15 protein-coding genes are annotated in these 17923 nt (G+C 69.9%); 5 read left to right on the top strand and 10 right to left on the bottom strand.

Going from position 1 to position 17923, the window contains the following annotated elements; translation table 11 throughout:
- Window positions 1–49: 49 nt before the first annotated feature.
- Window positions 50–1063, bottom strand: coding sequence for a GNAT family N-acetyltransferase (locus tag GON06_RS09890; protein WP_157312112.1), 1014 nt, complete (start codon window positions 1061–1063; stop codon window positions 50–52).
- Complete coding sequence (locus tag GON06_RS09885) at window positions 1063–3153, bottom strand: DNA gyrase/topoisomerase IV subunit B (RefSeq protein ID WP_332837365.1); 2091 nt, start codon at window positions 3151–3153, stop codon at window positions 1063–1065. The genes GON06_RS09890 and GON06_RS09885 overlap by 1 nt, the downstream gene beginning before the upstream one ends.
- A gap of 179 nt (window positions 3154–3332) precedes the next feature.
- On the opposite strand from GON06_RS09885, the gene GON06_RS09880 reads away from it, so the two are divergent.
- On the top strand, window positions 3333–3551 hold the full coding sequence (locus GON06_RS09880; RefSeq protein ID WP_157312111.1) for a DUF7455 domain-containing protein: 219 nt from the start codon (window positions 3333–3335) through the stop codon (window positions 3549–3551).
- Between the two features lie 18 nt (window positions 3552–3569).
- Here GON06_RS09880 and GON06_RS09875 read toward each other — a convergent pair whose 3' ends face one another.
- From GON06_RS09875 to GON06_RS09850, 6 genes are all read right to left on the bottom strand, one after another.
- Window positions 3570–4601 (bottom strand): alanine racemase, encoded by a 1032-nt coding sequence (locus GON06_RS09875; protein ID WP_157312110.1) that lies wholly within the window; start codon window positions 4599–4601, stop codon window positions 3570–3572.
- Window positions 4598–5284, bottom strand: a complete 687-nt coding sequence (locus GON06_RS09870; RefSeq protein ID WP_332837364.1) for an alanine racemase C-terminal domain-containing protein — start codon at window positions 5282–5284, stop codon at window positions 4598–4600. The genes GON06_RS09875 and GON06_RS09870 overlap by 4 nt, the downstream gene beginning before the upstream one ends.
- A 13-nt stretch (window positions 5285–5297) precedes the next feature.
- Entirely contained in the window at window positions 5298–6053 is a 756-nt protein-coding gene (locus GON06_RS09865) for a type 1 glutamine amidotransferase (RefSeq protein WP_157312109.1), read from the bottom strand.
- Entirely contained in the window at window positions 6050–7363 is a 1314-nt protein-coding gene (locus GON06_RS09860) for a MurT ligase domain-containing protein (RefSeq protein WP_157312108.1), read from the bottom strand. Before GON06_RS09860 ends, GON06_RS09865 begins: the two co-directional genes overlap by 4 nt.
- Complete coding sequence (locus GON06_RS09855; protein WP_332837362.1) at window positions 7363–8616, bottom strand: RNA polymerase sigma factor; 1254 nt, start codon at window positions 8614–8616, stop codon at window positions 7363–7365. Before GON06_RS09855 ends, GON06_RS09860 begins: the two co-directional genes overlap by 1 nt.
- A gap of 160 nt (window positions 8617–8776) precedes the next feature.
- Entirely contained in the window at window positions 8777–9709 is a 933-nt protein-coding gene (locus GON06_RS09850) for a proteasome assembly chaperone family protein (protein ID WP_157312107.1), read from the bottom strand.
- Between the two features lie 103 nt (window positions 9710–9812).
- On the opposite strand from GON06_RS09850, the gene GON06_RS09845 reads away from it, so the two are divergent.
- From GON06_RS09845 to sucB, 3 genes are all read left to right on the top strand, one after another.
- Window positions 9813–11285 (top strand): leucyl aminopeptidase, encoded by a 1473-nt coding sequence (locus GON06_RS09845; protein ID WP_157312106.1) that lies wholly within the window; start codon window positions 9813–9815, stop codon window positions 11283–11285.
- On the top strand, window positions 11285–12658 hold the full coding sequence (gene lpdA, locus GON06_RS09840; RefSeq protein ID WP_157312105.1) for a dihydrolipoyl dehydrogenase: 1374 nt from the start codon (window positions 11285–11287) through the stop codon (window positions 12656–12658). Before GON06_RS09845 ends, lpdA begins: the two co-directional genes overlap by 1 nt.
- Before the next feature lie 96 nt (window positions 12659–12754).
- Window positions 12755–14479 (top strand): 2-oxoglutarate dehydrogenase, E2 component, dihydrolipoamide succinyltransferase, encoded by a 1725-nt coding sequence (gene sucB, locus GON06_RS09835; RefSeq protein ID WP_157312104.1) that lies wholly within the window; start codon window positions 12755–12757, stop codon window positions 14477–14479.
- A 3-nt stretch (window positions 14480–14482) separates the two neighbouring features.
- Here sucB and GON06_RS09830 read toward each other — a convergent pair whose 3' ends face one another.
- Complete coding sequence (locus tag GON06_RS09830; protein WP_157312103.1) at window positions 14483–15823, bottom strand: hypothetical protein; 1341 nt, start codon at window positions 15821–15823, stop codon at window positions 14483–14485.
- Between the two features lie 136 nt (window positions 15824–15959).
- Between GON06_RS09830 and GON06_RS09825 the strand changes: the two genes are divergently transcribed.
- Complete coding sequence (locus GON06_RS09825; RefSeq protein WP_157312102.1) at window positions 15960–16670, top strand: DUF4191 family protein; 711 nt, start codon at window positions 15960–15962, stop codon at window positions 16668–16670.
- A 53-nt stretch (window positions 16671–16723) separates the two neighbouring features.
- Here GON06_RS09825 and GON06_RS09820 read toward each other — a convergent pair whose 3' ends face one another.
- Window positions 16724–17911 (bottom strand): RimK family alpha-L-glutamate ligase, encoded by a 1188-nt coding sequence (locus GON06_RS09820; RefSeq protein ID WP_157312101.1) that lies wholly within the window; start codon window positions 17909–17911, stop codon window positions 16724–16726.
- Window positions 17912–17923: the final 12 nt, after the last annotated feature.

Below are 17923 nucleotides of genomic sequence, written 5' to 3'. Positions count from 1 at the left end.
TCTGTCAGGCGGCGCAGCGCAGAACAGCCCCTGGAGCGTCAGGGCGCGGTCAGTTTCCGGCGTCCGCCCAGTCGTCGAGGCGGATGCCGAGGACGCCGAGAGACGCTCCGTTCGCGATGCGCAGGTCGGCCGCGATCTCCTGCCAGCCCTGCGACTCGTAGAACCGTCGCGCGCTGAGTGCCGCGGTGTAGCAGCCGAGCACGGCGGACTCGTACGGAAGACCCTCCAGCACCGCGCCCATCAGCGCGCCGGCGATCCCCGTGCGGCGATGCTCGGGAGCGATGGCGAGTTCGTCCACGGAGAAGCACTCCGTCCCGAGCCACGCATCCCCGGCGACGGTTCCCATCGCACCGGCGATGCGGTCGCGCCACCAGTCGCCCTCGGCGATTCCAGACCCCAGCACCAGCCCGACGACGTCGGCACCGTCGAGGGCAAGGATCAGCCGGAACTCCGGCTTGTTGAGGGAGTTCCGGTTCACCCGCTCCGTGAAGGAGTGCCGGCTCTGCTCGACGTCCTCGCCGTAGGGCGGTTCAGCGAACACGCGCCCATACAGGTCGGCGGCCCGCCGGAGCTGATCCGGCGTACGGTCCCAGGCTGCGATCCGGATGGCCGCAGGCAGCCGCCGATCCCTGGCGGGATGCCGTCGCATCCAGACGTCGATGCCGTCGTCCTCCTCGACGACGAAACCATGTCGGGCGTAGAGCCGCTGAGCGGGTGAACCGACCAGCACCTGCAGGCGCAGCGACGCCGTCGTCTCCGCCAGCACCTGGGTCAGCACCGACGTGCCGAGCCCTCGCCCCTGATGCTCCGCGCCGAGATAGAACATCTCGAGCCAGACGTCATCGCCGTCGGGACGCAGGGTGATCGTGCCCGCCGTGGTCTCGTCGACCAGGATCATCCGGGTGTGCGCGGGCGAGAAGTGCTCGACGACCCGCGCCCGCGACTTCTCCGGATCCCAGCCGATCAGCCGATCGAGGTCGGCGCGCATCACGCGCTCCTTCAGAGCGATGACAGTCTCGAGATCATCCGGAGTCGCGGGCCGCAGGCGCACCACGCCGGGCATCACGCGTCGATCGACTCGCGGCTGAGCCTGTCGCTGGAGCTCATGATGAACTCGCGCCGCGGTGCCACGTCGTTGCCCATCAGCAGTTCGAACGTGCGCACCGCGGCGTCCGCCGACTCGGCGTCGTCGACCGTGACGCGGCGCAGCAGCCTGCCCGACTTCTCCATGGTCGTGTTCGCGAGCTGATCGGCATCCATCTCGCCGAGACCCTTGTAACGCTGGATCGGGTCCTGCCAGCGCTTGCCGGCCTTCTGCAGCTTCGTGAGCAGCGTGTGCAGCTCCGCCTCGGAGTACGTGTAGATCGTCTCGTTCGGCTTGGAGCCCGGGTTCATGACGATCACGCGATGCAGCGGGGGCACGGCCGAGAACACGCGGCCTGCCTCGACGAGCGGCCGCATGTACCGGAAGAACAGGGTGAGCAGCAGAGTGCGGATGTGCGCGCCGTCGACGTCGGCGTCGCTCATCAGGATGACCTTGCCGTAGCGCGCCTGACTCAGGTCGAAGGAGCGCCCGGAACCCGCGCCGATGGTCGTGATGATCGCCGCGCATTCGGCGTTGCCGAGCATGTCACTGACGGACGCCTTCTGCACGTTGAGGATCTTGCCCCGGATCGGCAGCAGCGCCTGGAATTCGCTGTTGCGGGCGTGCCGGGCGGTGCCCAGGGCGGAGTCGCCCTCGACGATGAACAGTTCGGACTGCGTGACGTCGCTGGAACGGCAGTCCACCAGCTTCGCGGGCAGCGAGGAGGACTCCAGGGCGTTCTTGCGCCGCTGCGTCTCCTTATGGGCGCGCGCGGACACGCGGGCCTTCATCTCGGCGACGACCTTGTCGAGCAGCTGGGCCGCCTGGCTCTTGTCGTCGCGCTTGGTGGAGCTGAACCGGGCCGCCAGGTCCTTGCGCACCACCTGCGAGACGATCGCGCGAACGGCCGGGGTGCCCAGAACCTCCTTGGTCTGGCCCTCGAACTGCGGCTCCGGCAGGTTCACGGTGAGCACTGCGGTGAGGCCGGCGAGCACGTCGTCCTTCTCGAGCTTGTCGCTCCCGACCTTGAGCCGCCGGGCGTTCTGCTCCACCTGGCCGCGCAGCGACTTCAGCAGCTCCTGCTCGAAGCCCTGCTGATGCGTGCCGCCCTTGGGCGTGGCGATGATGTTGACGAACGAGCGTGTCGTCGTGTCGTAGCCGGTGCCCCAGCGCAGCGCGAGGTCCACGGCGCAGACGCGCTCGACCTCGGTGGCGACCATGTGCCCGTCGGGCTGCAGGACCGGCACCGTCTCCTTGAACGTGCCCTCGCCCTGGATGCGCCAGGTGTCGGTCACCGGCGCGTCTGCCGCGAGATACTCGACGAACTCGGAGATCCCGCCCTCGTAGTGGTACGAGGTCTCGTTCGTCTCCTCGGCGCGCTCGTCGCGGACGACCAGCTCGAGGCCGGGGACGAGGAACGCGGTCTGGCGGGCGCGGGTCTCCAGCTCGCCGAGCTGGAACGCCGCATCCTTGGTGAAGATCTGGCGGTCCGCCCAGTACCGGATCCGGGTGCCGGTCGCCCCCTTCGGCGCCTTGCCGATGACACGCAGCTCACTCTTCTCCTGGAAGGGCGTGAACGGCGCATCCGGGCGCATGCCGTCACCGGAGTCGTCGAACAGTCCGGGTTCGCCGCGGTGGAACGACATCGCGTACGTCTTGCCGCCGCGGTCGACCTCCACGTCCAGTCTCTCGGACAGGGCGTTGACGACGGAGGCGCCGACGCCGTGCAGGCCGCCGGATGCCGCATAGGAACCGCCGCCGAACTTGCCGCCGGCATGCAGCTTCGTGAAGACGACCTCGACGCCCGTGAGACCGGTGCGCGGCTCCACGTCGACCGGGATGCCGCGGCCGCGGTCGTGGACCTCGACGCTGCCGTCCGAGTGCAGGATGACGTCGATCTTCGCGCCGTTGCCGGCGACCGCCTCGTCCACGGCGTTGTCGATGATCTCCCAGAGGCAGTGCATGAGACCCGGGGAGCCGTTCGACCCGATGTACATGCCGGGGCGTTTCCGCACCGCTTCGAGCCCCTCGAGAACCTGCAGATGATGGGCGGAGTACTCGGCGGTCACAATCCTCGATTCTATTCGCCACGGGGCCCGCAGCCTCGCCGACACTCCCCCATGCGCCCGCTCCGGCGCAGATCAGTACGCGCAGAGCGAAACACGCCGCCCCGCGGGCATTGCTCACAGGTCTGCGTGGTTGTATTGAGCACGATCACAGAGACGTCCGAGACCGAGGAGGAACCGAGATGAACGCTACGACCGAACGTGACACGTCCACCGTCGAGTACCGCCTGACGGCCATGGACCGATGCGACTCCTGCGGCGCTCAGGCCTACATCGCCGCCGAGGTGAACGGCTCCGAACTGCTGTTCTGCGCTCACCACGGCCGCAAGTACGAAGAGAAGCTGCGTGCCGTCGCCACCAGCTGGCACGACGAGACCGCACGCCTCGCCGAAGCGGTCTGACCGACCACCCGCGTCGCGTCAGTCGACTGAGACCCGGCGCACGCGGGGCGTGAGTCGCAGCAGGATCTCCTCGCCGACGGTGTCGATGCGCTCCGCGAGGGACGTCGCGTCCTGCTCGCCCTGAGAGCCTCGGCCGAACACCGTGACCAGGTCACCCGTGGACGCCCCGGGCCAGGTCTCGACCAGACTGGTCATCGCCCCGACCTCGCGCAGCATCCGGGTGCCGGCGGGCGTGCCCACGCCCGCGCCCGCGAGCGTCGACGGCAGACCGTCGAAGGACCCGACGGCGATCTCCACGACTTCGTCGCCCGCCGCCAGGACCGGCGCGCGCAGCTCGGCGACCGGCACGACGCCGGGGATCTGCGGTCCGTCCGCGGAGCGGATCCCGTAGCAGAACGCACCGATCCGGCTCAGGGATCCGCGCAGCTCGGGTCGCCACCAGGATGCTGCGGACGCGGTGAGGTGCAGCACTTCGGGCTCGCCACCCGCATCACGGAGCGACTGCACGGCGGCGCGGAACTCCCCCGCGGCCTCGTCGTCCTCGTCGTCACTGGCCTCGGCGAGATGGCTCCACACGCCGACCACGGCCAGAACGCCACGCTCCTCGGCGGCACGGGCCTCGGCCACGAACGCCGGCCAGTCTTCCGGCCGGACGCCGTTGCGGTGCAGTCCCGTGTCGATCTTCAGGTGCACCCTCGCCCTGGTTCCGAGGACCTCAGCCTGGGCGATCACCTCACGCAGATACGGCAGGGTGCCGACGCCGAGGTCGATGTGCGCCTCGATCGCCGCGGCGACCTCGTCGCCCGGCGAGGTCGCCCAGGCGTAGACCCTGGCGTCCCGTCGTCGCGCCCGGATGCGCAGCGCCGAGGCGATGTCGTAGGAGCCGAGCCAGGATACGCCGTCGGCCGCATCCACCGCCCATTCCAGTCCGTGCCCGTACGCGTCGTCCTTCATGACGAGCATCAGCTCGCTCGGGGCGATCTGCTCCCTCACTGCGGCGATATTGCTCCGCAGCGTCCCGCGCGAGATCTCCAGCACAGGAGCGCTCATGCTCGCCACTCCCGTCCTGAGCTCATCCCGGCGACGCCGACGAGCTCGCCGACGGTGAGGCCGGTGATCCGTGCCCAGTCCGCCAGGGCATCGCGCGCCGGTCCCTCGCCGCCGAAGTAGGTGACCTCGGTGCCCTCTGCCGCATCTTCGCCCTGGAGGTCAACGACGCAGACGTCCATCGCGACCCGGCCGATGATCGGTCGCAGCACGCCGTCGATCTCCGCGCGGCCATGGTTGCCCAGCGACCGGACGACGCCCTGCGCATAGCCGCCCGTGACGAGCGCGACGGTGGTCGGCTCCGGTGCACGGTGGGTGTAGCCGTACGAGACGGCGTCCCCCGCACGCAACGGCTTGGTGGACATGACGGTGCCCACCAGGCGCATGACCGGCGTCACGCCGGCGCCGGGAAGACCATATAGCAGGAAGGGATCCACGTCGGGCAGTCCGGACGTCACGGCGTCGACGCCGGTCGCGCGCAACTGCTGGGCGATGTCCTCGTCGTCGACGAGGACGTTCAGCCGTCCGGCGGCGGCGCGGGCGACCTCCGCCACACCGTGACCCCAGGCGTCACGGCGCAGATCCGCCAGGGTGCCGCCAGCCTCGACTGTCGCCCTGACCGCGGACGCGAGGGCACCACGGGAGAGGACGGCACGCGGCAGCGCGCTGCTCGCAGCGGATCTCACTGGATCTCCTCCGTCACACCTGGATGGTCTTGAAGCCCTTGTCGCGAGTGGGACGCATCAGGATCTTCGTGCGGGCGGCGTCGGCGTACTCGTCGAGATCACTGGCGCGCGCCGGGGAAAGCGTCAGTCCGCGGCGCTCGGCGACCGCATCGACGAGCACGTCCGTGAGCGCCGGGTTCAGCGGCAGCACCGGTCCTTGCACGTTGCTCGAGAAGGCGTTGCCCACGCGCACGAACTCACCGCGTCCTTCACCCCTGGTGAAGCTGCCGTGGCCGTCGCGCACAGTGCCGTAGGCGGATGCCGCGTCGATGAGCGTCCACTCGGAGGCGTGATCCTCGAAGCCGACCACAGGGCCGTCCGGAGTGTCGACGATGATGTAGCCGACACGCCGGGCGCTGACGCGGGCGACACGGTACGGCAGCACGCCGATGCCGTCGAGGCTCTCGCCGTCCGGCGCATCGAGGCGCTCTCCGAGCAGCTCTGCGGAGCCGCCGACGGAGAACAGCACGCCGCCGTCTGAGACGAACGCGTCGAGCCGGTCCTTCCGCGCGGTCAGGTCGGCGTGCACGCCGCGCAGCGCGGACAGTGGGCCGTTGCCGATCACGAGCACATCGAGCGCGTCGGGGAGCCGCTCACCCGGCGCGACGAGCACGGTCGTGGTCTCCACACCGCGCGCGGCGAGGCGCCGCTCGATCGCGCGGACGTTGCCGCGGTCGCCGGTGACGCCGAGTTCGGCCGGGTACAGCTGGGCGATGGTGACCTGCGTCATCGGCGCGTCTCCTGCTCTTCGCGGCCGAGGATACGACGGCCGATCATCATGAGCTCGTAGTTGACGAACCAGACCTGACGGCCGGCCGCGGTCTCGGGGAACGAGCGCATGAGCTGCACGGCCTTCTCCATGTCGGGTTCGACCGTGCCGATCTCCACGCCCGCATAGGCGAGCGCGAGTGCGAGCTGGTGCGCCTTCTCGCCGGTGACGACATCGACCCGCGGCAGCGGTGCGAAGTCCACGTCGTACAGCCAGGAGACATCCGGAGTGCCGTCGTCGATCGCGATCAGCGCACGCTCCGGGGTGCCGTCCAGGGCATCCAGGTTCATCTGCAGGCTCGGCGCGTTCTTGAACATCACGAACTCGACCTGCTCGCCTGCGGGGTTCCCGCGCAGCGGGATGACCTCACCGCGGCCGTAGGCGGGTGCCATGGTGGCGAAACCCGCCGCGGCACGGTCGGTGTCGAACTCGTCACCCAGCACGCGCGCCGCGACAGTCAGCGCCGCTGCGGCGTCCGCCGCGTAGTGCAGTCCGCGCGCGGGCAGCGTGATGCGGGCATCCGCGCCGCCGACGTTCACGACGATGTCACGCCCCGAGACCTCGCGCACCTCGGCGAAGGCGTCTCTCGGGGTCGTGCCGGCGGTGCCGCTGCGCGTGTCGGCGGCATTGGACAGGCCGTGCGCGGATGCCGCGACGATGTCCTCCGCGATGCCGAAGAACGAGACGGGCGCCTTCATGGCGTCCACGTCGATCTTCGAGAGGTACGGGTCGTCGCGGTTGACCACGACGTGGCCGGATGCCCGCGTCGAGGCATCCAGCATCATGTCGGCGACGCGCTCTGTCTCGAAGAACCGGAACAGCTGGTCGACCTGCACGTTCAGCGACAGGATCACCGAGGGCGACAGCCGGTCGGCGAGGTCGGCGGCATAACCCTCATCGATCTCGAGGACCGCGACATCGGCCTTGATCCGGCCGGTCAGCGACGCGTCGGCGAGCAGCGCACTCGTCACGCCCTGCGGCAGGTTCGCGCCGGTCGGGTTGGTGAAGACCTTCAGGCCGTGCGCCCGCAGCACCTCGCTGACCATGTGCGTGGTCGTCGTCTTGCCGTTGGACCCGAGCACGAAGATCACGCCGTAGCGGAACTGGTCTGCGAGCGTGGGCAGCAGGGTCGGCGCCATCCGGTTGGTGAGGTACCCAGGGAACGCCGATCCGCCACCGCGCAGGCGCGTCGCGAAACGGGCGAGCTTTCCCGCCAGAACCGGAACGATGTACCGGGGACCCGCCGACCGCGCCTGAGGTGCGGCCGCCATCATTCGAGGTAGTCCCGCAGCGACTGCGAACGGCTCGGGTGACGCAGCTTGGCCATCGTCTTCGACTCGATCTGACGGATGCGCTCGCGCGTGACGCCGAACGTGTCGCCGATCTGGTCGAGGGTCTTGGGCTGGCCGTCGCCGAGGCCGAAGCGCATGCGGATCACGCCCGCCTCGCGCTCCGAGAGCGAGTCGAGCAGCTGCTCGAGCTGGCGCTGCAGCATCGTGAAGCCGACCGCGTCCGCGGGGACCACGGCCTCGGTGTCCTCGATGAGGTCACCGAACTCGCTGTCGCCGTCCTCGCCGAGCGGGGTGTGCAGCGAGATCGGCTCACGACCGTACTTCTGCACCTCGATGACCTTCTCGGGGGTCATGTCGAGCTCGCGGGACAGCTCCTCGGGGGTGGGCTCGCGGCCCAGGTCCTGCAGCATCTGGCGCTGCACGCGGGCGAGCTTGTTGATGACCTCGACCATGTGCACCGGGATGCGGATGGTGCGGGCCTGGTCGGCCATGGCGCGGGTGATCGCCTGGCGGATCCACCAGGTGGCGTAGGTCGAGAACTTGAAGCCCTTGGTGTAGTCGAACTTCTCGACGGCGCGGATGAGGCCGAGGTTGCCCTCCTGGATCAGATCCAGGAACTGCATGCCGCGACCGGTGTAGCGCTTCGCCAGGCTGACCACGAGGCGCAGGTTCGCGCCGAGCAGGTGGCTCTTGGCGCGCTGACCGTCGCGGGCGACCCACTGCAGGTCGAGGCCCAGCTGGCTGGTCTTCTCGGCCGCGGTCATCGTCGACAGCTTCTCCTCGGCGAACAGACCGGCCTCGATCCGCATCGCGAGCTCGACCTCTTCGGCCGCGTTCAGCAGCGCGACCTTTCCGATCTGCTTGAGGTAGTCCTTGACCGGGTCGGCCGTGGCGCCGGTGATCTGGGTCGAGTAGACGGGGACATCGTCCTCGTCGTTCGAGGTGATGACGATGGCACCGGTCGGCAGCGGCTCGGTGAAGGCGGGCTTCTTGTCGCCCTCCTCCTCGTCTTCGGCCGTGTCTTCGGCGTGGACGTCCTCGGCGGTGTCGTCGCCCTCGTCGTCGTCCTTCTTCTTGCGTCGCGTCGCAGGCTTCTTGGCAGCGGCCTTCTTCGCGGGCGCGGCCTTGGCCGCGGGCTCCGCTGCTTCGACCGCGTCGACGTCAGCGGGCTCGGCCTCGGCAGGGGTCGTCGTCTTGGTCGTCCGGCTCTTCTTGGTCGTGGCTTGAGTCACGTTTCGCCTTTCACGGGGCGGTGCGCACGCCCCGGGAGATTTCGGACACTAGTAAGACCCTTGTCAAGTCCGATCGCGAATACGATGGTTGACAACGGGTCGAATGTCCATTATCACACACCCGAGAGCGTTCGGATGCCGCGAAGCACCGATTCCGCTCTCAGCCGCGCTTCCCGTCGTCCTCACCGGTGGGCCGGGAGGCGAGATAGCGCTCCAGCTCGGCGGCGATCTCGTCGGCGCTGGGCAGGTCGCGCTCGTCGAAACCGCCCTCGTCGGCGTCCTCCGGGTCGCGGCCGGCCATGTAGGCGTCGTACCGGCGCTCGAGCGTGTGCACCATCTGCATCAGCTCCTCGTTGCCGTGCACCTGCTCCTCGACCCGCGAGAGATAGTCGGCTCTGCTCTCCTGCACCTCGTCCATCCGCAGCACCAGGCCGGTCGCGGCCATGAGGCGCTCGGATGCCGTGATCACAGCATCCGGGTACTCCGTGTCTGCGAGATAGTGCGGCACGAGCAGCACGAATCCGGCAACGCGGTCGTCGCGCTGTGAGAAGCGGTACTCGAGCAGGTGACCCGCGGTCGACGGCACCTGGGTGCGCGGGCGCCAGACCGAGTGCGCGACGATCAGGTCGCGGCGGTTCCCGCTCACCGTGGTCCCGATCGGACGGGTGTGCGGGACCGGCATCGCGATCGAGTGCACCCAGGAGACTCCGGACACCTCGAACTCGGTCGCGAGCTCCAGCACGGCGTCGGAGAAGGCGTTCCAGGCGAAGTCGGGTTCATACCCGGCCAGAAGCAGGAACGGCTGTCCCAGCGCGTCGTGGGCGAGCGAGAGCTCGAGACGCGCAGGGCGGAACTCCGTGAGGTGGTCCTGGTCGAATGAGACCACGGGCCGCCGCGCGCGGTAGTCGAGCAGCATGTCGTTGTCGAAGACGACGATCGGCTGCGGATCCGCTGTCTCCTCGAGGTGGTCGATCAGACCGGACACGGCGTTCCCCGCGTCGGTGAACCCGGTGAGCAGGATGACGAGCGGAAGGCCGGTCGGCACGACCGGGGCGTTCGCGACGCGTTCGTGGACGTCTCCGGTGAAGGGCATGACTCCATGCTACGAGCCGCGCCCGATGCGGAGGCCGTGGGTCTCAAGCTGAGAGCGAACACGCGCGCGGTCTCGCCGCTCCGTCCCTGAATAGGATGGAGGCATGACGCTACCCGCGCTCTCGCACACGACCGAAACGTTCCCCGAAAGCGCTGCAGACGCCGCAGTGCTCGTGATCCAGGATCCGGAGGTCGCGCCAGAAGCGCTCACGGCCTACCCGGGTCTCGTGGAGTTCCTCTCCGGCGTCGGCTTCCGCGGCTCCGCCGGCAGCACTGCACGGGTGCACCTGCCCGCGGTGACCGCGCTCCCGCTCACCGTCGTCAGCGTCGGCAAGGAGCCGACCGCCGCCGCGGTGCGGGACGCCGTCGCGACCGCCGCCCGCACCCTGACCGGCTTCAGCCGGGTCTCGATCGGATTCGCCCCGGGCGCCGATGCGCACCCGGCCGCCGCCGCCGAGGGTGCCGCACTCGGCGGTTACCGCTTCGACGACTACCGCAGCGACCGCGGGCCCTCGCGCGCGGACGAGCTCGTGCTGCACGCCGACCTGAGCGACGCGGATGTCGCCCGTGCGGTCGCCGTTGCCGAGGCCGTCGCCCTCATCAAGGATCTGGTGAACGTCCCGGCGGAGTGGCAGAGCCCCGCTCAGCTGGCCGACAGCGCCGCCGAGGCGGTCGAGCACCTCGACGTCTCGGTCGAGGTGCTCGACGAGAAGCAGCTCGAGGAGCAGGGCTACGGCGGCATCCTCGGCGTGGGTCGCGGATCGGACCGCCCGCCGCGCCTGGTGCGTCTGGACTACTCCCCCGCCGGTGCGACGCGCCACATCGCCCTGGTAGGCAAGGGGATCACGTTCGACACCGGCGGTCTCTCCCTGAAGCCCGCCGCGAGCATGGTCGGGATGAAGTTCGACATGGCCGGCGCCGCGACGGCGCTCGCCGCGCTCCGCGCCATCGCCGCACTCGGGCTCCCCGTGCACGTCACCGCCTGGCTCTGCATCGCGGACAACATGCCGTCCGGCCGCGCCACGCGCCCCGGCGATGTGCTCCGGATGCTGGACGGCCAGACCGTCGAGGTGCTGAACACCGATGCCGAGGGCCGGCTGGTGATGGCCGACGGCCTGGTCGCGGCGAGCCGCGAGAACCCCGACGTCATCATCGACGTCGCCACGCTCACCGGGGCGATCATCGTCGCGCTCGGGATGCGCCACACCGGTGTGATGGGCAGCGACGAGGCGGTGGCCGAGTACCTGGCCGCCGCGGAGAGCGTGGACGAGCTCGCGTGGGCACTCCCCCTCCCCGACCACATGGAGGAGTCGCTGGAGTCGCCGATCGCGGACATGATCAACTCGAACATGAGCGACCGCTCCGGCGGTTCGCTGTTCGCCGGGCTGTTCCTGCGCCGCTTCGTGGGCCGTACGTCCGATGACGCCGACGCCCCGCGCATCCCTTGGATCCATCTGGACATCGCCGGATCCGGCGAGCACAAGGGTGCGGCGTACGGCTTCACGGAGAAGGGCCCGACCGGCGCCACCGTGCGCTCGCTGATCGCGTTCGCCGAAGCATCCGGCAAGGAGGCATGATGACCACCCACACCTACGACGTCGTCATCCTGGGCGGCGGCAGCGGCGGCTACGCCGCCGCGCTACGCGCTGCGGAGCTGGGCAAGAAGGTCGCCCTGATCGAGAAGGACAAGGTCGGCGGCACCTGCCTGCACCGCGGCTGCATCCCCACCAAGGCCCTGCTGCACGCGGCCGAGGTCGCCGAGCACGTCCGGGATGCGGCATCCGTCGGCGTGACGGCCACGCTGGAGGGAATCGACGCCGCCGGCGTCCGCTCCTACCGCGAAGGAATCGTCGCCAAGAAGTACAAGGGTCTCGAGGGTCTGATCAAGGCGCGCGGCATCACCGTGGTCAGCGGCGCCGGCCGACTGGACACCGACCGCGCCGTCGTGGTCGGTGAGGACCGCTACGTGGGCGCCGACGTCGTGCTCGCGACGGGTTCGTACAGCCGATCGCTGCCTGGTCTCGAGATCGGCGGCCGTATCCTCACCAGCGAGCAGGCGCTCGCCCTCGACGAGATCCCCTCACGGGTGCTCATTCTCGGCGGCGGCGTGATCGGCGTCGAGTTCGCCAGCGTCTGGCGCTCGTTCGGTGCTGAGGTGACGATCGTCGAGGCGCTGCCGCACCTCGTCCCGAACGAGGACATCGCGCTGAGCAAGGGGCTGGAGCGCGCGTTCCGGCGACGGGGCATCGCGTATTCGCTGGGCGTGCGGTTCCAGTCCGCCACGCAGACGGCGGATGCCGTGACCATCACGCTCGAGGACGGCAAGACGCTGGAGGCCGACTACCTGCTGGTCGCCGTCGGGCGCGGTCCCGCCACCGCGGATCTCGGCTTCGCGGAGGCCGGCGTCACGATGGACCGCGGGTTCGTGATCGTCGACGAGGAGCTGCGCACCGGCGTGCCCGGTCTCTGGGCCGTCGGCGACATCGTTCCGGGCCTGCAGCTCGCGCACCGCGGATTCCTGCAGGGAATCGCGGTCGCCGAGCGCATCGCAGGACTCAGCCCTGCGCCGATGGCCGAGACGAACATCCCCCGCGTCACGTACTGCAGCCCGGAGGTCGCGTCCGTCGGCGTCACCGAAGAGGCCGCGGTGGCCGCGCACGGCGCCGACCAGGTCGTCTCGTACGACTACAACCTCGCGGGCAACGGCAAGAGCGAGATCATCGGTACGGGCGGCCTCGTCAAGGTCGTCCGGCTGAAGGACGGTCCCGTGCTTGGCGTGCACCTGCTCGGCGACCGCGTCGGCGAGCTGATCACCGAGGGCCAGCTCGCGGTCGCGTGGGAGGCGCACCCCGAGGACATCGCTCCTCTGATCCACGCCCACCCCACGCAGAGCGAGGCTCTGGGAGAGGCCTTCCTCGCTCTCGCCGGTAAGCCCCTGCACGCATTATGAAAACTTTTTCGCGCATTGTGGAAGTTTCGTTCTGTCTCTGCGCGGTCAAGGCCACTAAGCTGAACACCACACGAACTTCCTGAAGGAGACTCCGACATGAGCACATCCGTGGTCCTCCCCGCTCTCGGAGAGAGCGTCACCGAGGGTACGGTCACCCGCTGGCTCAAGCAGGTCGGCGACACCGTCGAGGCTGATGAAGGCCTCCTCGAGATCTCGACCGACAAGGTCGACACCGAGATCCCCGCACCCGTCAGCGGCGTGCTCGAGGCGATCCTGGTCGAAGAGGACGAGACGGTCGAGATCGGCGCGCTGCTCGCCCGTATCGGCGACGGCTCCGGCGCCGCCCCCGCCGCCGAGGCCCCGGCTGCTGCCGCCGCGCCCGCTGCTGAGGCGCCCGCGCCCGCCGCTCCGGCGCCGGCCGCAGAGGCACCAGCTCCCGCTCCGGCGCCGGCCGCCGAGGCACCCGCAGCGCCCGCGCCCGCAGGGGACGCCACCGACATCGTGCTCCCCGAGCTCGGCGAGAGCGTCACCGAGGGCACCGTCACCCGCTGGCTGAAGCAGGTCGGCGACAGCGTCGAGGTCGACGAGGCACTCCTCGAGATCTCGACCGACAAGGTCGACACCGAGATCCCGTCGCCGGTCGCCGGCGTGCTGCAGGAGATCGTCGCCGCCGAGGACGAGACCGTCGCCGTGGGTGCCGTCCTCGCCCGTGTCGGTTCCGGTGCTCCTGCTGCTGCCGCACCGGCAGCAGCCCCGGCTCCTGCAGCTGAGCCTGCTCCTGCGGCGCCTGCCCCGGCAACCGCGCCCGCCCCGGCCGCAGCACCCGCGCCGGCCCCTGCTGCGCCGGCTCCCGCTCCTGCACCGGCTCCCGCTGCTGCGCCGGCCCCGGCCGCCCAGGCCGAGGGATCGGACAACGTCTACGTCACCCCGCTCGTGCGTCGTCTCGCCGCTCAGCAGGGCGTCGACCTGGCCAGCATCCAGGGCTCTGGCGTCGGCGGACGCATCCGCAAGGAGGACGTCCTGAAGGCCGCGGAGGCCAAGTCCCAGGCGCCCGCCGCCGCTGCCGCTCCGGCCGCCGCGGCTCCTGCTCCGCTCGAGGTCTCGCCGCTGCGCGGCACCACGCAGAAGATGTCGCGTCTGCGCAAGGTCGTCGCCGAGCGCGCCGTGGCCTCCATGCAGCAGACTGCGCAGCTGACCACGTTCGTCGAGATCGACGTGACGGCGCTCGCCCAGTACCGCGACAGCGTCAAGGTGGCGTTCCAGCAGAAGACGGGCGACAAGCTCTCCTTCCTGCCGTTCTTCACCCTGGCCGCCGCCGAGGCGCTGCAGGCGTTCCCGATCATCAACTCGACGGTCGACGGCGACAGCATCGTCTACCCGGCGACCGAGAACATCTCCATCGCGGTCGACACCGAGCGCGGCCTGCTCACGCCGGTCGTGCGCGATGCGGCCACGAAGAACCTCGCCCAGCTGGCTCACGAGATCGCCGATCTCGCCGCCCGCACGCGTGACAACAAGCTGAAGCCGGACGAGCTCGCCGGAGGCACCTTCACGGTGACCAACACCGGCTCGCGCGGTGCGCTGTTCGACACACCGCTGGTGTTCCTGCCCCAGTCCGCGATCCTCGGCACCGGCGTCGTGTTCAAGCGCCCCGGCGTCGTGAACGTCGGCGGCGTCGACGCGATCGCCGTCCGCTCGTACGTGTACTTCGCGATCTCGTACGACCACCGCATCATCGACGGTGCGGATGCCGCCCGCTTCCTGGGCGCGATCAAGACCCGCCTCGAGGCGGCGGACTTCGCCGCCGTGCTCGGAGCGTAAGTCTCAGGACGAACCCGGCTGGTCCGCGACGGCATAGACGTCGCGGACCAGCCATTCGTCTTTCCGACGCAGGAGCACCAGGATCTGCTGCTCCTCCTGCACATCGCCTCGGCGGATCACCGCGATGTCGCCGTAGGAATCCACCAGGGAGACCGCGTCACCGGTGTCCGCACGCTCGATGGCAGCGAGCACGGCGGCCGCGGACCCCTCGACGACGGCATCCGCGCAGACCCCGTCGTGTGCGCGCAGGCAGCGTTCGATCCGCTCCACGAGACCCGGAACTGCCGCCACGGGATCGCCCGACGGCACGTCCTGTGGCGTCGCGGTGCGTGCGGAGTGCTCAGGGCTCGGGGTCTCGGCAGCAGGCGTGCCGGCGACCGGCGTCTCCACGGCCTGTGCGGAGGCCGGGTCGTCCCCCTCGCCGGTCGGCCACAGCAGTCCCACCGCCAGCACGACCGTCGCGGCAGCGGCGCCGATCAGCAGGGGACGGCGACGCCCTCCGACGGGATTCGCCGCGCCCGATTCGGGCTTCGGCATCCTTCTGGACTGCCGCCGGCGCGGCGCGGCCGATCCCAGGCGCCGCAGCAGCCCGCGCACGCGCTCCGCTGCCATCGCGGCTCGGCCGGAGACCGCAGTCCACCACCGCGTTCCCTCGTCAGCGGGCACGTCGAGGGCCGCCGGGAAGCGCTTCGCGACGACGGCGCCTGCGGCGGCCGGGGCGAACACCTCACGATGCAGCGGCCGGGGTGCAGCGAGTTCGGTCAGCTCTGCATCCCACCGGTCCATCCGCCGTCGCGCGGCGCGCGGGTCCGCCAGACCCGACTCGATGTCGGCGAGGAGCCGCTCGAGGCCGCGATCCGCGGCCCCGTCCCGCACCCGTGCGATGAGTGCCCTCGATCCCTCGGCCGCGGGCTCCCCCGTGCCCAGGACGAACACCGGCCTGCCGCCGTCGGTCAACCACCAGGCACCGGGCAGCGGGCAGCCGTCCAGCTCGGTCAGGCCACGCAGCAGGCTGCCGACCAGGGTGACGCTCTCCCCGGTGCTCAGCGCCTGCTCCGCCGCGGTGCGACGTCCGAGGAACGCCGAGATCCGCTCTGTGCACCACGGCAGCAGCACGTCGGTGCCGTCCGCCCTTCGCACGAGGTCCAATGGCGCCGCGACGTGGTCTGTCCCGCTGAACGACCAGAACGGATCTTCGGAGCATCCGGCGGCATCGAGACGGATCCGCACCTCCTCGCCGTCCGCCACCAGCTCTCCGGCGAAGGGGCCCTCCTGCGGATCCAGCATCCGGATCCTCCGGTGCACGCCGGCGACGAGCTCGTCTGACGATGTGTTCTCGGTCATCCGCCCATCCCAGCGCAGCGGGAGCGGACGCGGACGTCGGAATCCCGGCCCTGTGCACGGAACGTCCGACCAACCCGCCTGTGGAGGAACAGAGCAGGGCGGCGGCGGCGCCCCGACGACCGGTAGGCTGGTCCTCATGGCAAAGCGTGATTCCGCACCCGAGAAGCGACCCGGATTCTTCTCCCAGCTGAAGTCCCTGTTCCGCTTCACGCGCGAGATCTACGGCTGGCTCCCCTGGGCGCAGGCCGCGATCGTCGTCGGCGGTGTGCTGATCGGTGTGATCCTCGGGTACCTGATCCCGCCGGGCGGCGTGTTCGCGGTCATCCTCTGGGGCATCACCGGTCTGATGCTCGGTCTGCTCGGCGCGATGATGCTGATGACCCGCCTCTCCACGAGCGCGATGTACCAGAAGATCGACGGTATGCCCGGGGCCAGCGGTCACGTGCTGTCCACCAGCCTGGGTCGCAACTGGCAGGCCTCCGACACTCCCGCCGGCATCAACCCGAAGACCCAGGAGGCCGTCTACCGCGCGGTCGGCCGTGGTGGCGTCGTGGTCGTCGGCGAAGGCGCACGCGGGCGTCTGACGCGCCTCGTGAACGAAGAGCGGTCGAAGGCCCAGCGAGTGGCCGCCGGAGTGCCCGTCACCGTCCTCTATGTCGGGCACGGCGACGATGAGGTGCAGATCAAGGACCTCGCGAAGACCATCAAGAAGCTGCCGAAGAAGATCGACAAGGCCACGATGGCCGCGGTGATCAAGCGCATCGAGTCCGTCTCGCAGTCGGTCACCTCACTGCCGATCCCGAAGGGCATCGACCCCATGAAGGCCCGCGCGCAGCGTCCGCGCTGACCCGAACAACTCACGAGAAAGGGCCCCGTCCGCGGACGGGGCCCTTTCTCGTGTCACTCGCCGAGCGGCTGCTTGGGCAGACGGCGCACCTTCGCCCGGCGCCGGGGGCGCTCCGGGATCATCGAGCGCATCTCGTCGAGCTTGCCGAAGCACAGCAGCCTGTCGCCCGACTCGAGCACGACGTGCTTGCGCGGGTTCGGGATCACGTTCACACCCCGGTGCAGGGTGAGCACGGTGATGTCCCGGTCCCACAGACCGAGGTCACCCAGCTGCTTGCCGACCTGCTCCGCGCCCGAGTGCATCACGAGCTCGGCGACGCCGTAGCCGGTGGACACGCTCAGGCGTTGACGGACGTCGATGTCGGGGAAGGCCACCTGCTCCGAGATGTAGTCGATGATGGCGCCCGCGACGTCCAACTTGGTCGCCGCCTCGATGCCCTGCAGACCCGGGGAGGAGTTGACCTCCATGACCAGCGGACCGTCCTCGCCCTCGAGCATGTCCACGCCGGCGACGCGCAGGCCCATGATCTGGGCCGCGCGCACCGCCGTCTGCTCGTACATAGGATCCAGCGTGACGGGCTCCACGCGGCCGCCCCGGTGCACGTTGGAGCGGAACTCGTCGCCGTCGGCGACCCGTCGCATGGCGGCGACCACGCGCCCACCGACGACCAGCGCACGGATGTCGCGACCGCGCGACTCGGCGATGAACTTCTGGATCAGCACGTTCTGCTTGGTGGAGTGCAGTGTCTCGATGATCGCCTCGGCGACCTTCACCTGCGGCGCGAGGATCACGCCGATCCCCTGGGTCCCCTCCAGCAGCTTGATCACGACCGGAGCGCCGCCGACCCGCTCGATCGCCGGGCGCACGTCGGCGCGGTTGCGCACGAACGCCGTCGCAGGCATCGCGATGTTGTGCCGAGACAGGATCTGGTTCGCGCGGAGCTTGTCCCTGGCGCTGGAGATGCCGTTCGCCGTGTTCGGCGTGTACACGTCCATCTGCTCGAACTGACGCACCACGGCGGTGCCGAAGTAGGTGATCGAGTTCCCGATGCGCGGCAGGATCGCATCGTAGTCGCTGAGCTGCTTGCCCCGGTAGAAGAGGTCGGGTTCATCCGCTGTCAGGTCGATCGCGAACCGCAGGGTGTTCAGGACCTTGACGTTGTGTCCGCGCTGCTGCGCTGCGGCGCGAAGGCGCTGGGTGGAGTAGGACTGCGGCGCTCGGGAGAGGACGGCGATCTTCAACGGGGATTCCTG

Source organism: Microbacterium sp. MAH-37 (assembly GCF_009758255.1).
GTDB lineage: Bacteria > Actinomycetota > Actinomycetes > Actinomycetales > Microbacteriaceae > Microbacterium.
This window is presented reverse-complemented; position numbering and strand designations above follow the sequence as displayed.

Excerpts from the sequence above, each read along its gene's own strand:
- GON06_RS09880 (WP_157312111.1), top strand. The coding sequence starts at position 3,333 with ATGAACGCTACGACCGAACGTGACACGTCCACCGTCGAGTACCGCCTG.
- GON06_RS09845 (WP_157312106.1), top strand. The coding sequence starts at position 9,813 with ATGACGCTACCCGCGCTCTCGCACACGACCGAAACGTTCCCCGAAAGC.
- GON06_RS09860 (WP_157312108.1), bottom strand. The coding sequence starts at position 7,363 with ATGGCGGCCGCACCTCAGGCGCGGTCGGCGGGTCCCCGGTACATCGTT.
- lpdA (WP_157312105.1), top strand. The coding sequence starts at position 11,285 with ATGACCACCCACACCTACGACGTCGTCATCCTGGGCGGCGGCAGCGGC.
- GON06_RS09875 (WP_157312110.1), bottom strand. The coding sequence starts at position 4,601 with ATGAGCGCTCCTGTGCTGGAGATCTCGCGCGGGACGCTGCGGAGCAAT.
- GON06_RS09865 (WP_157312109.1), bottom strand. The coding sequence starts at position 6,053 with ATGACGCAGGTCACCATCGCCCAGCTGTACCCGGCCGAACTCGGCGTC.
- GON06_RS09830 (WP_157312103.1), bottom strand. The coding sequence starts at position 15,823 with ATGACCGAGAACACATCGTCAGACGAGCTCGTCGCCGGCGTGCACCGG.
- GON06_RS09890 (WP_157312112.1), bottom strand. The coding sequence starts at position 1,063 with ATGCCCGGCGTGGTGCGCCTGCGGCCCGCGACTCCGGATGATCTCGAG.
- GON06_RS09825 (WP_157312102.1), top strand. The coding sequence starts at position 15,960 with ATGGCAAAGCGTGATTCCGCACCCGAGAAGCGACCCGGATTCTTCTCC.
- sucB (WP_157312104.1), top strand. The coding sequence starts at position 12,755 with ATGAGCACATCCGTGGTCCTCCCCGCTCTCGGAGAGAGCGTCACCGAG.
- GON06_RS09850 (WP_157312107.1), bottom strand. The coding sequence starts at position 9,709 with ATGCCCTTCACCGGAGACGTCCACGAACGCGTCGCGAACGCCCCGGTC.